12 protein-coding genes are annotated in these 12687 nt (G+C 67.5%); 1 reads left to right on the top strand and 11 read right to left on the bottom strand.

Going from position 1 to position 12687, the window contains the following annotated elements; translation table 11 throughout:
• Window positions 1–73: 73 nt before the first annotated feature.
• From ILT42_RS09570 to ILT42_RS09520, 11 genes are all read right to left on the bottom strand, one after another.
• Window positions 74–1711, bottom strand: a complete 1638-nt coding sequence (locus ILT42_RS09570) for an MFS transporter (protein ID WP_204215349.1) — start codon at window positions 1709–1711, stop codon at window positions 74–76.
• The gene (locus tag ILT42_RS09565; protein ID WP_204215347.1) at window positions 1708–2133 is read right to left on the bottom strand and encodes a DoxX family protein; all 426 of its coding nucleotides are present in this window, start codon (window positions 2131–2133) and stop codon (window positions 1708–1710) included. Before ILT42_RS09565 ends, ILT42_RS09570 begins: the two co-directional genes overlap by 4 nt.
• Before the next feature lie 9 nt (window positions 2134–2142).
• The gene (locus ILT42_RS09560) at window positions 2143–4140 is read right to left on the bottom strand and encodes an amidohydrolase (protein ID WP_204215345.1); all 1998 of its coding nucleotides are present in this window, start codon (window positions 4138–4140) and stop codon (window positions 2143–2145) included.
• Between the two features lie 75 nt (window positions 4141–4215).
• The gene (locus tag ILT42_RS09555) at window positions 4216–4890 is read right to left on the bottom strand and encodes a hydrolase (RefSeq protein ID WP_204215343.1); all 675 of its coding nucleotides are present in this window, start codon (window positions 4888–4890) and stop codon (window positions 4216–4218) included.
• 40 nt (window positions 4891–4930) lie between these two features.
• On the bottom strand, window positions 4931–5335 hold the full coding sequence (locus ILT42_RS09550; RefSeq protein WP_204215341.1) for a response regulator transcription factor: 405 nt from the start codon (window positions 5333–5335) through the stop codon (window positions 4931–4933).
• A gap of 127 nt (window positions 5336–5462) precedes the next feature.
• On the bottom strand, window positions 5463–6089 hold the full coding sequence (locus ILT42_RS09545) for a response regulator transcription factor (protein ID WP_324617727.1): 627 nt from the start codon (window positions 6087–6089) through the stop codon (window positions 5463–5465).
• A complete protein-coding gene (locus ILT42_RS09540; protein WP_204215339.1) occupies window positions 6086–7681 on the bottom strand; it encodes an ATP-binding protein in 1596 nt (531 codons plus the stop codon). Before ILT42_RS09540 ends, ILT42_RS09545 begins: the two co-directional genes overlap by 4 nt.
• 142 nt (window positions 7682–7823) lie before the next feature.
• Complete coding sequence (locus ILT42_RS09535; protein ID WP_204215337.1) at window positions 7824–8948, bottom strand: NAD(P)-binding domain-containing protein; 1125 nt, start codon at window positions 8946–8948, stop codon at window positions 7824–7826.
• A 348-nt stretch (window positions 8949–9296) separates the two neighbouring features.
• The gene (locus ILT42_RS09530) at window positions 9297–10277 is read right to left on the bottom strand and encodes an aldo/keto reductase (RefSeq protein WP_204215335.1); all 981 of its coding nucleotides are present in this window, start codon (window positions 10275–10277) and stop codon (window positions 9297–9299) included.
• 120 nt (window positions 10278–10397) lie between these two features.
• Window positions 10398–11093 carry a gamma-glutamylcyclotransferase gene (locus ILT42_RS09525; protein ID WP_204215333.1) on the bottom strand — a complete coding sequence of 232 codons (696 nt, stop codon included), beginning with the start codon at window positions 11091–11093 and terminating at the stop codon, window positions 10398–10400.
• Window positions 11094–11222: 129 nt separating this feature from the next.
• Window positions 11223–12125, bottom strand: a complete 903-nt coding sequence (locus ILT42_RS09520; RefSeq protein WP_204215331.1) for a LysR family transcriptional regulator — start codon at window positions 12123–12125, stop codon at window positions 11223–11225.
• 142 nt (window positions 12126–12267) lie between these two features.
• Here ILT42_RS09520 and ILT42_RS09515 point away from each other — a divergent pair, with 142 nt between their 5' ends.
• Window positions 12268–12666 (top strand): RidA family protein, encoded by a 399-nt coding sequence (locus tag ILT42_RS09515; protein ID WP_204215329.1) that lies wholly within the window; start codon window positions 12268–12270, stop codon window positions 12664–12666.
• Window positions 12667–12687: the final 21 nt, after the last annotated feature.

The raw sequence follows: 12687 nt of genomic DNA, 5'->3' as shown, positions 1-12687 counted from the left end.
GCCGCTAGGGCATCGCGTCGGGTCATGGTGACGGGAGGGCTATGTGATCCGGTCATCGGCATGGTCTCCTTCATCACGTTCTGATGAGCTTCCCCGATGGCCTGTCGACCGCGAGGAAGTGCTCGACTTTAGGGGCGTCCGGCCCCTGGTGGAAGCGGCGCGCCGCGGCTTGGATGTCGGCGTCGGTCTTCGAGACGCGCTTGTGCTGGCGCAGGTGCTCGGCCCAGGATTCGACGAAGAACCATTCGACGATGTGCTGGGGATCGGCGGCGTTCTCGGAGACGCCCCAGGCATAGGCGCCGTCGCGGCGCCGCTCCTCGGACAGCCGATACAGGGCCGCGAGAAACGCCGGACGATCGGATTGCCGGATGCTGTAGGTGATCGTGATCATTACCGGTCCCCGGTCGTGGGCGACAGGTTCGGCCATGGCGGGCTCGGGCCAGTGCTGAGATGGCGTGAGATCGCCTTCCCCCGAGGGCAGCTTCGCGCGATGGGCCAGCAACGCCACCGTCGCGAGACCGGCCCCGGCGACGAGAAGGGTGGCGTCGACCCCGATTTCCTGGGCGACCAGACCCCAGCCCAAGCTTCCGGCCGCCATGGCCCCATTGAAGGCCGTGAGATAGATCGCCAGGCCGCGACCGCGGATCCAGTTGGGCAAGATCGCCTGCATGGTGCTGTTGAGGGTCGTCAGCATGGCGATCCAGGCCAGCCCGAGCACGAAGGTGGCCACGATGGCCACGATCTCGAGGTCGGTCAGGGCCAGCAGGACGGTGGCGCAGGCCGTCGTCAGCGATGCCGCGAGGACCAGCCCGTCCTGACCGAGGCGCGCCCGTGCTCGCGGGAGAAGGAGAGCCCCGCCGATGGCACCCGCGCCGACGCTGCCGAGGAGGAGGCCGTAGAAGCCGGGACCGCCTCCGATCTCCTGGCGCGCCACGAGGGGCAGGAGCGCCCACACGGCGCTCGACATGGCGAAGAACAGGACTGCGCGCCACAGAATGCGGTGAAGGTCCCGGCTGGCGCGGGCATAACGGAGCCCGGCCCTGAGGGCACCGCCGAATTGCTCGCGAAGGCCCGTATCGGCATCGGCCTCCCGGCGCCACCAGAGCAGGGCGGCGCTGACGATCACGTAGGTGAGCACATCGAGGCCGTAGACCGCTGCCGCGCCCAGGGCCGCCAGAATGAATCCGCCCAGGGCCGGACCGATGGAGCGGGCGATGTTGATGCCGAGCGAATTGAGCGCCACGGCGCCCTTCACCTCGGCCTTGGGCACCAGTTCCGGCGTGATCGCCTGCCAGGCCGGAGTGGCGAGGGCCGCGCCCGTGCCGCCGAGGAAGGTCAACAGGACGAGGCTCTCGACCGTCACGTTGCCCGTCCAGGCCAGGAAGGCCAGCGAGGAACTGACGAGGCCGAGCCCGACCTGGATTATGAGGAGGAAGCGCCGGCGGTCCAGGATATCGGACAGGACGCCCGCCGGGATGGCGAACAGGAAGACCGGAAGCGTTCCGGCGGTCTGGATCATCGCCACCGCTGCCGGTGAGGCGGAGAGGTCCGTGACGAGCCAGGACGAGGACACATCCCGCATGAAGGTGCCGATATTGCCCAGGACGGTCGCGGCCCAGATGACGGCGAAGAGACGGTGGTGCAGCGGCGCGAAGGTGCCGGGCGGCGGCGAGTCGCCGTTATGGGCCGCAGGGGTTGACGATCCGGTCATCGTCCCGGCCTCGCGCCATGGACGGTCATGGCCGCAGCCGCCAATCCGCCCACGATGGCGACATGTTCGAAGAAGGTTGCGGTCTGACGGCCCCTGTCGGGCCCGTCGAACGCCCAGAACGGGTGCGCCACGAGCGTGGCGAGGGCCGTGAACACGGCCAGGATCCCGGCTCCGAGCCAGCAATAGCGGCGGGTCAGGAACAGAACCGACCCGCCGAGCTGCGCGGCAATCACGTCCGCCGCGACGGGCGCCGCCGGTTGCAGCCCCAGCCCGGCGACCTCGCCGGCCGCGCCGCCGAAATCCAAGAGCTTCACGATCCCGCTGATCAGGAACGGAGAGGCCAGCGCGAGGCGGACGACGTAGTCGGCGGCCGGGAGGTCGAGGATTCTGGCGATGGGGCGGGGCAGGGCGATGTCGGGCATGATACCTCCTCAGAACGCCCAGCAGGAGCAGCCCAGCGCTCCCCAGAAGGACCGGGAATCGGAGGCCGGGACGCTGGCGGTCCAGGCCCCCACGTGTGCGTGTCCGTGCACGCCGCAGCTGCTCGCGCAGCCGCACGCGGCCGCGAAGGCGTATTTGGCCTGGTCGGCGCTCTCGGCCCGCTTCTGATAGCCGCCGAAACGGCCGACTGGCGACCAATCGGGCATGGGCGGCGGCAGGGCGGGCCCGAGGGACTTGAACTCGGCATCGCCGTGGACGGGCTTTCCGCCGAGCAGCGTCAGAACGGACGTGATGTCCTGGATCGAATCCTCCGGCACCGTGAGATAGTCGTCCGAGAGAACCGCCAGGTCGGCGAGCTGGCCGGTCTTGATCTGTCCCTTCTTGCCGACCTCGTTCGAGAACCAGGTATTGGCCTCGGTCCACAGGCGCAGAGCGGTCTCGCGGTCGAGCCTGTTCGCGGCGGGATAGAGGGTCAGTCCGCCGAGGGTCTTGCCCGTCACCAACCAGGAGAGCGAAACCCACGGGTTGTAGGAGGCCACGCGGGTCGCGTCGGTGCCGCCTCCGACCGGGACGCCGGCTTCCATCATGCGGCGGATCGGAGGGGTCCGCTCGGCCGCCTTGTTGCCGTAGCGCGCCACGAAGTCCTCGCCCTGGAAGGCCATGCGGTGCTGGACCGCGATGCCGCCGCCGAGCGCCGCGATGCGGTCGATGTTGCGGTCGTCGATGGTCTCCGCATGGTCGATGAACCAGTTCAGGCCTTGCAGGGGAACGTCCCGGTTGACCTTCTCGAACACGTCGAGGGCGCGGGTGATGGTCTCGTTGTAGGTGGCATGCAGGCGCCAGGGCCAGCGGTTCTCGGCCAGGAGCCGCACCACCGGTTCGAGGTCCGCTTCCATGGACGGCGGCATGTCGGGCCGCTCGAACTTGAAGTCCTCGAAGTCGGCGGCGGTGTAGACCAGCATCTCGCCCGCGCCGTTGTGGCGATAGAGGTCGTCGCCCTGGCCGGGCTTCACCTGCGACGCCCAGGTCTGAAAGTCCTTGAGCTCTTCCTTGGGCTTTTGCGTGAAGAGGTTGTAGGCGAGGCGCACCGTGAGCTGGCCGTCGCGGTGCAGCTCCTCGATGATGGCATAATCGTCCGGGTAGTTCTGAAATCCGCCGCCCGCGTCGATGACGCCGGTCACGCCCAGGCGGTTGACCTCGCGCATGAAATGGCGCGTCGAATTCTTTTGGTACTCGGGCGGCAACTTCGGACCCTTGGCCAGGGTCGCATAAAGGATCGTGGCGTTGGGCTTGGCGATGAGTACACCGGTGGGGTTGCCCTGCGCGTCGCGCTGGATCTCGCCCCCGGGCGGGTTGGGGGTGTCCCTGGTGTAGCCGACCGTGCGCAGGGCTGCGGCGTTCAGGATGGCACGGTCGTAGAGGTGCAGGATGAAGACGGGCGTGTCGGGCGACACCGCGTTGATCTCGTCGAGCGTTGGCAGGCGCTTCTCGGCGAACTGATGCTCCGTGAAGCCGCCGACGACCCGCACCCATTGCGGGGCCGGGGTCCGGTCCACCTGTTCCTTCAGCATGCGCATGGCGTCGGCCAGCGAGCGCACGCCGTCCCAGCGCAGCTCCATGTTGTAGTTCAGGCCGCCGCGGATGATGTGCATGTGGCTGTCGATCAGCCCCGGAATGACGCGGCGTCCCCTGAGGTCGATGCGCTGCGTAGCCGGGCCGGCGAGGGGCACCACCTCGGTCTCGGCGCCTACCGCGATGAAGACGCCGTCGCGGATGGCCGCCGCGGAGGCCTCCGGCTTCTCGCGGTCGAGGGTCGTGATCTTGCCGTTGAGCAGGATCAGGTCTGCGGTCGTGTTCATGGATTGCGCCTCCAGGCTGTGCGGCAGGCCGAGCCCGGCCGCCAGCGCCCCGAGCCCGCCGACGACGATGCGGCGGTTAGGGGTGAGGTCCGCGCTGCGGTCTGGAATGCGGTCTTGGGGGGTGGACATGTGAGGTTCCCTATCCTGCCGGGCGGGCCGAGATGGATGTCCGGGCGGGCCCGGCGCCGGGCCCGCCCGTGAGGGCTATTCGGCCGCCTGGGAGTGGGATCCCTCGCTCGCGCCGAACATCGACTTCGCGTAGATGATACCGAGCCCGTAGGCGCCGCCGTATTTCTTGGCGATACCCGTTGTCATGTCGTAGGTGCCGGCTCGCGCCCAGTCGCGCTGGAGCTCCAGGAGGTACTGAAGCGCCGTCATGGGCCGGGCGCCCGCCTGGACCATGCGCTCCATGGCCCGTTCGTGGGCCTCCTCCGACACGTCGCCGCAGGCATCGGCGATCACGTAGACCTCGAAACCCTGGTCGAGGGCCGACAGGGCAGGGCCGATGATGCAAACGGACGTCCAGAGCCCAGACAGGACGATCCGGTTCTTGCCGATCCGGTTGATCTCCTCGATGACCGGGGCGTCCTCCCAGGTGTTCATGGACGTGCGGTCGAGCAGCGCCTGACCCGGAAACGCATCGGTGATCTCGGTGAACATCGGTCCCGAGAAGCTTTTCTCCGCAACGGTCGTCAGGATGGTCGACACGCCGAAACCCGCCGCCGCATGAGCCACGAGAGCCGCGTTGTTGCGCAGCATCACCGCATCGATCGATTTGGTGGCGAACGCCATCTGCGACTGGAAGTCGATCATGATCAGGGTGTGGTCGGCGGGCGAGACGAGCTGCGCGCCAGGGGTCGGGGTGGCCTTGGTGGTCATGGTCTTCTCCTTCATGGATCGAGGGTTGGGCGGGAGCGCCTCAGGAGGGTTGGGGGTCCCCGTTTCCCGACGCGGCGGCATGGCCGACCGCGGCGCGGATGCAGGAGAGGAGTTCCTCGGGCTCCAAGGGTTTGCGGATGTAGCGCTTGACGCCCACCACGAGCGCCTGCCGCCGGGCATACTCGTCCGGATAGGCCGTCATGAGGATCGTCGGAATGGCGACACCGGATCCGGCCAGGGTGAGATGAAGATCGAGCCCGCTCATGCCGGGCATGCGTACATCCGCGATCAGGCAATCCATCCGGCTCAGATCCTCCGACTCCAAGAACGAAGCAGCCGATCCGAACCCGGAAGCGCGAAATCCAAGGGCCTTGACCAGGTCGACAGCCGCCTCGCGGGCGGATTCGTCGTCATCCACGATTGCGATCATCAGGACGCCCGGCATCCGGGAAACCTTTCCGAGCCCCGTGGAGCCTGACGTCTCGTCCGGGTGACGGCACCGCAGCTTCGGCGCCGCGCAGACCATGGCAAGGCCGGGGCCCTGTGTTCAATTGAACTGTGGTGTCGGGTCTCTACGCCCTTGTGGTCATCCCGGCGAGGCTGTCGGCGATGCGCACGAGCTCCGGCAGTGAGGCGGCGTTCATCTTGCGCATCACATGTGCGCGATGCACCTTCACGGTCATCTCGCTCAACCCGAGCGCCGCGGCGATCTGCTTGTTCATGAGTCCGTTCACGACCAGCGCCATGGTCTCCTGCTCGCGGGGCGTTAGGGAGGCATGGCGCTCCTTCAGGGAAGCCAGCGTCTCCTCGTCCGCCCGGCGGCGGCGGTCGAGGGCGATGCCCGCATGAACCGCGTCGAGGAGGTCCTGGTCACGGAAGGGCTTGGTGAGAAACTCGATGGCGCCGGCCTTCATGGCGGCCACCGACATCGGAATATCGCCATGCCCCGTGATGAAGACGATGGGGAGATTCATCCCCTGAGTGAGCAGAAGCTGCTGGAACTCCAGCCCGCTCGTATCCGGCAGGCGGACATCCAGCACGAGGCAGGCCGGATGATCGACCCGGCGGTCTTCCAGGAAGGCCGCGACGGAATCGTAGGACCGTACGTCGTGGCCGACCGAACGCAGGAGATCCTCGATGGACTCGCGGACGGAAAAATCGTCGTCCACGACGAACACCACCGCTCCCTCCCGGCTCACCGGCCTGCCTCCGCGCCGGATGCGGGTCCGCTTGGCAGGGTGAAGTGAAAGACGGCCCCGGACGGGCGGTTGTCGGATGCCCAGAGCCGCCCGCCATGGTCTTCGACGATCGAACGGCTGAACATCAGCCCCATGCCCATGCCCTCCGGCTTCGTGCTGAAAAATGGATCGAAGATCCTGTCTCGGATATCGGCCGCGATCCCGGGGCCCGTGTCTTCCACGGTCACGAGAGCCGATCCCCCCTGCGAACGCGTCGTCACCCGCACGATTCTCGGCCGGTCGGTGACCGTGCTCAGGGCATCGACCGCGTTCGCCACGAGGTTCGACACGACCTGTTCCATCTGCAACGGATTCGCCGTGACGGGAAGGGGACTTTGCTGAAGGCGGGTCTCGATGGAAACCTGTCCGAGACGCGTCTCCTCCTCGGATCGCCGAACGATCCCTTCGATGAGCCTGTTGAGGTCCACGGGAACGCGCTCCCGGGTGTCCGTCCTGAAGAGGTTCCGGATCCCGTCGACGGTGTCCCGGGCCCGATGCCCGTCCCGCACCACGCGCTCCAGTGCCGAACGCGCCTCGCCGACGCGCGGGACGTCCTTGTCGAGCCAACGCAAGCCGGCGCTGGCGCTGGTGACCATGCTCGCAAGGGGCTGGTTGATCTCATGGGCGATCGAGGCCGACAGGGCCTCCATGGCGGTGAGCCGGCTCTCGCGGGCCAGGCGTTCCGAACGCACGGAACGGGCCAGCCGAGCCAGCAGGGTCGTGGTCTCCGACAGGAGGACGAGGAGAACCACGCTGGCGGACGCCAGTCCGAAAAAGCGGCCGGCCCACCAGCCGACGCTGAGGCGGGTCGCGCCGCCGAGATAGGAGATCAGGAGGATCTCGATCAGCAGCGTGCCCAGAACCACCATGAGCCAGAGATCGAGGGTGGAGCGCGAACGGGTCCAGAGTGCCGCAAGGCCCGCCGAGTAGAGAGCGACGGAGGCTGCCGGGACGACGCTCCAGAGCGGCGTGACGTTTCTGGCGTCCTGCATGAAGGCCGGCAACCGGCCCGCCCCAAGCACGGCCAGGAGCACGATGCCGGCCGCTCCGGCGAGCACCAGTGCGACGCGCCCCGCGATCACCCGGCCCACGGGGCCGCGGATCCGGTCGCCCGGCCGGCCCTTCTTTGCCAGCGCATAGGCGAGGATGATACCCGCGAAGCCGAGTCGCCGGACGGCGGCGATCAGGGGCGTGACCTGAATGTCGGGGTCGAGGCCGAGCGGCGTGAACACGCCCGGGAATGTCAGCGCCCAGGGTAGGACGAGGAGCCCCGAGAGCAGGTAGCCCGTGGCCAGGAGAAGGACCGAGCGGGAGCGGTCGACGGAAAACAGCGCGAACAGGAGGGCGGACGTGAGAATCTCCACCAGAAAAGCGGCCGCCGCGTAGGCCGGGATCACGATTTCGGTCCCCGGCAGGATCAGGCGCGCGAACGGCGCCGCCACGAGCAATGCGCATGCCAAGGCCGCGAGAATGCCCCAGGCCAGCCGCCGCTGGCGCCGGTTGGGCGCGGCGGTGGTCAACAGGAAGGGGTGTCTGCCGGTCGCGTCGGTCATGGGTGCGTCGGGCTCCTCCTCGCGGCGATCGGTGATGGGGCGTCGCAGCCTGATGAAAGGCTTTGCCGAGTTCTGGAAGCAGCGCCAGCCCGCCACTCAAAACCCTTACGCGAGTTTGGTTCCGGCATCACGTGAGGTCACGTCAGGGCAGTCCCAAGAAGGCGATGATCTCCTCGGCGGCGGCCCGGCCTGCCCGGTTCGCCCCGATGGTGGACGCGGAAGGGCCGTAGCCCACCAGATGCACTCTCGGGTCCCGGGCCACCTGAGTGGCCAAACGTCCTGTCATGGTGATGCCCCCGCCGGGCTCCCGCAGCATCAGGGGCGCCAAGTGATCGAGAGAGCTTCGAAACCCGGTGCACCACAAGATCACGTCGGCGCGCAGAATGGTCCCGTCCGCCCAGCGGACGCCGTCCTCGACGATCTCGCTGAACATTGGGCGCCGGTTCAGCACGCCCCGAGCCCGCATCGCCTCGACAGCCGGGGAGAGCGGGATCCCGGTCACCGAGACGACGGAGGCGGGCGGCAGGCCATGGCGCACGCGGTCCTCCACGGCAGCCACCACCGCGCGGCCGGCCTCCTCGTCGAACGGACCCGCCCGGAATGTCGGTTCCCGGCGGGTCACCCATGTGGTCGCGGTCACGCGCGAGATTTCGTCGAGGAGTTGGATCGCCGAGATGCCCGCGCCCACGACGATCACGTGCCGGCCTGCGAATTCACCGGCCGTGCGGAAATCCTTGGTGTGCAACTGGCGTCCCTGGAACCGCGCCGCGCCGGGGATCTCCGGAATGTAGGGGTTCTCCCAGGTCCCCGTCGCGTTGATGATGCCCCGGGCCGAGAGCTGAATTCGATCCGTCTCGACCCGGAACAGGGGATCCCTCGGACAGACGACCGTCGCTGTCACGGGGCGGTAGACCGGAAGCGCGAAACGCTCTTCGTAAGCGGCGAAATAGTGCGGGACGGCAATGCTCGCCCGCACCTCCGCGTCGTTCGTATCGAGCGCATCGGAGAAAGGCATTCCCGGCAGGTCGTGGATGCGGTTGACAGTGCTCAGGGTGAGTGACGGCCAGCGGTATTGCCAAGCGCCTCCAGGCTCCGGGGAGCGATCGAGGACCGCGAAGCCCTTGTGGGGCACGAGGCCCATCTTCTTGAGATGATAGGCCGCCGACAGGCCGGCCTGGCCGGCGCCGATGACGACGATCTGGACCTTCAGGGCGACGCCCGAAACCGACGGGTCGGTGTGGGTTTCAGGGATGGAAGGACGGTCCATCGGCAAGCCGGCTCCACTCTCGCTCCGGAGCTGGTGCAATCCGGAGAGTCCGTCGGGAGCTTGGCCATCCGGCCGAAGATTGCAAGTGCGGCGGCAAGGCCGTGGCTAGGGAGCTCCTTCGAGGGAGCAGATCGCCAGGAAAATCGAAAAGGCCCCAAGGAGGGGCAACAGCTCAAACAAAATGGGCGACATGCGATCCTCTTTTTGTCACAGGGCTTCCCGGAACGGCGGAGCGTCGTGCCGGGACGGCGGTTCAACCGCTTGCGCCCCGTAGAGTTTCGCGTTGATGCCGAACCTGTGAGCGCTCCCATGACCAAACTTTGAGCACTCGCCGCATCGGCACCGGGATCACGAGAACCCTGTGACCGCATGCGGCACATACGGCTCCTCGAGCGCCAAGATCTCGTCCTGTGTCAGCTCCACCGATAGGGCCGCCACCGCATCGTCAAGATGATGCGGCTTGGTGGCGCCGACGATCGGGGCGGTGATGCCCGGCTTGGCCAGGACCCAGGCCAGTGCGACCTGCGCGCGCGGAATGCCCCTTTGCGCCGCGACCCTCGCCACGGCCTCCACGACCTTGCGATCCGCATCGGCGGTTGCGGCATAGAGGGTCTTGCCGAATGCGTCGGTCTCGGAGCGCGCGCTCGTCTCGTCCCAGTCCCGTGTGAGGCGCCCCCTTGCGAGAGGGCTCCACGGAATCACGCCGATGCCTTCCGCCCGGCATAGAGGCAGCATCTCCCGCTCTTCCTCCCGGTAGAGGAGATTCACGTAGTTCTGCATCGAAACGAAACGGGCCCAGCCATGCCTCTCGGACAGCGCCAGCGCCTTGGCGAACTGCCAGGCATACATGGAGGACGCGCCGATGTAGCGAACCTTGCCGGCCCGCACCACGTCATTGAGGGCTTCGAGCGTCTCCTCGATCGGCGTCGAGGGATCCCATCGGTGGATCTGCAACAGGTCGATATAGTCGGTTCCGAGGCGCTTCAGGCTCGCATCGGTTTCCGTGAAGACCTCCTTCCGGGAGAGGCCGGCCCCGTTCGGTCCCGGCCGCATGCGCCCGTTCAGCTTGGTGGCGAGAACGATGTCCTCGCGCCGAGCGAACTCCTTGAGGGCGCGGCCGACGATCTCCTCGGAGGTTCCGTCCGAATAGACGTTGGCCGTATCGAAGAAGTTGAACCCGTGATCGAGAGCCTGGCGGATGAAGGGGCGGCTCTCGGCCTCCGGGAGTGTCCAGGGATGCGCGCCTCGATCAGGCTCGCCGTAGCTCATGCAGCCCAGGCACAGCCTGGAGACGTCGAGGCCGGTCCGGCCGAGCTTCGTGTATTCCATGGGATCCTCTTTTCGCGGAAGGGCGGTGTCACGGCGCCGGGGTGAATGTGGCGGAGCGGCGCCCACGATCCAGATGCGACGGCGGGTTTCGCGGGAGGATCCCGCTTCGCCGGACGGCGATCAAGCCTGTGCCTGGTTCACCAGACGCGCGATCCGTTCGAGGTGTCCGTCACGGATTCCGAAACCTTCCAGGCCCTGGATCGTGTCGAAGAGATAATCACTGCACGTTCCGAGGGCACCGCAGGCGGTCGCGATGACCTGCGCGGTGCTCGCTTCGGAGACAGGGCGCACATAATTGGGAGCCGCGCGGTTGATGGTGAAGGCGATGCCGTACGTGGTGGGGGGCATCTCCGGCCCCTGCAGCCTGACCCACCGGGGCACGTATGAGCCGGTGACCATCTCGCGGCGCCAGACCAGTTCGAGCTCGTCGTGCGCCGAGGCGCTGTCGATCCGGAATGCCACGCCCCTGCACGCCCCGCCGCGATCCAGACCTAGCACCAAGCCGGGCCGCTCCGGCGTGCCGCGTCCGATGGGAGTCGACAGGCAGAATTGGCGGTGCCAGCCCCGGATCGACACGGCTTGCCGCTCGACATACCGGAAGGCCGGATTCCAGATGAGCGAACCGTAGCCGAACAGCCACACATCGCCCGCCACGGGCCGGGCCGCGAGGGTGGCTTCGAGCGACTGCCGGCGTTCGTCGTCGCTCATGACCCGCAGGGTCGTTCCCGAACGCGCGATCAGGGCATCGACGAAGCCGTCCTGCAAGGCCTCCCGGGTGAGGGCGTGCTCTCGCTTCGGCCCGAACGATTTGTCCATCCCGTCCTCTCCGCATCCACGCCGAAACACGTATGGGCTACGGCGCGAGATGTCGAGAACCGGCCCGCGGCAACGCCGCTTGCGTTCCCGCAAGGTGCTCGAAGGCGTCCATGATGGTGGGCGCGAGGCCTAAGGCGCCACGGGCCTTGCGTCCCTCACCACGTCGAGGAAGGCCCGCAGCGCAGGCGGAACGGCGCGATGGCCGGGGTAGTAGACCGCGGCCTGCTCGGGTTTGTGCATCCAGGAGGACAGGATCGGGAGCAGTCGACCGTCGGCGATGCATTCCTCGGCGGCCCAGGTCGCCACATAGGCGATGCCCAGGCCCCGTAGGGCCGCTTCGACCATCAACTCCTCATCGTCGAGCACGAGCGGACCCATGGCGTCGACGGTCAGTTCCTGCCCGGCGCGTTCAAATTCCCAGCGATACAGCCTGCCGCCAGGAAAGCGGTGACCGATGCAGCGGTGATGTTGGAGGTCGTCGGGCGTTTCGGGCTCACCCGCCCGAGCCAGATAGGCAGGCGACGCGACGCAGACGAATCCGATCGGCTCCCCGAGCGGCACGGCGACCATGTCCTTCGGGATCGTCCCGGTCAGGCGCACGCCGGCATCGAACCCTCCGGACACGATATCGACCAGCCGGCCTTCCACCACAACGTCGACGGTCACGTCGGGAAACCGGGTCGCCATGCGCGGGAGGATGTCGCGAACGAGAAGGACGGCGGCCAGCCGCGGGGCATTGATCCTGACGGTACCTGCCACGCGGCCCCGGAAGGCTGTGACGGCATTCAGCGCGTCGTCCAGGGAGGCCAAGGTGGTCTGCAGGCGTCCGAGCAGTTCCACCCCCGCCTCTGTGGGCGAGACGCTTCGGGTGGTCCGGTGGAGGAGGTGCACGCCCAGCCGCTCTTCCAAGGCCCGCATGGCGTGGCTCAGGGTCGAGGGCGCGGTCCCAAGCTCCTCGGCCGCCCTGCGAAAGCTGCGATGGGTGGCAACCGCTACGAAGGCGATGAGATCGTTGAGGGAGGGGCGCATCATTGATGGCGATTTTGCATCGGCCCATGCCGATTGCAACGTCTAATCATGGGAATAGGCTGGAGCTATCTCGGGCTCAGCCGCCATGGCCGCCACCGTCGGCTGCCGACGGGGCAGCAAGCCGCCCAATCCGAGGAGAACACGAATGTCCCAACGCACAGCTATCTTCCCTGCCGGCCGGCAGGCCCTCTACGAGATCAACCGCTATTCGGCCGCGATCCGATCGGGCGACCTCCTGTTCGTGTCGGGTCAGGTGGGAAGCCGGGAGGACGGCTCGCCCGAGCCCGATTTCGAAAAGCAGGTGCAGCTCGCCTTCGCCAACCTGTCCGAAGTCCTGAAATCGGCGGGTGCCACCGTCGACGACATCGTGGATGTGACGACCTTCCATACCGATCCCGAGACGCAGTTCGGCGTCGTCCTGTCGGCGAAGGACAAGGCGTTCCCCGAGAAGCCCTATCCCAACTGGACCGCCGTCGGCGTGAACTGGCTCGCGGGGTTCGATTTCGAGATCAAGGTCATCGCCCGCGTCCCGCAGACACAGTGACCGCAACGGCTCGGCCGTGCC

It is taken from the genome of Microvirga pudoricolor (assembly GCF_016892705.1).
Lineage (GTDB): Bacteria > Pseudomonadota > Alphaproteobacteria > Rhizobiales > Beijerinckiaceae > Microvirga > Microvirga pudoricolor.
The sequence above is the reverse complement of the archived record's forward strand: the minus strand, read 5'-3'. Positions and strand labels throughout refer to the sequence as shown.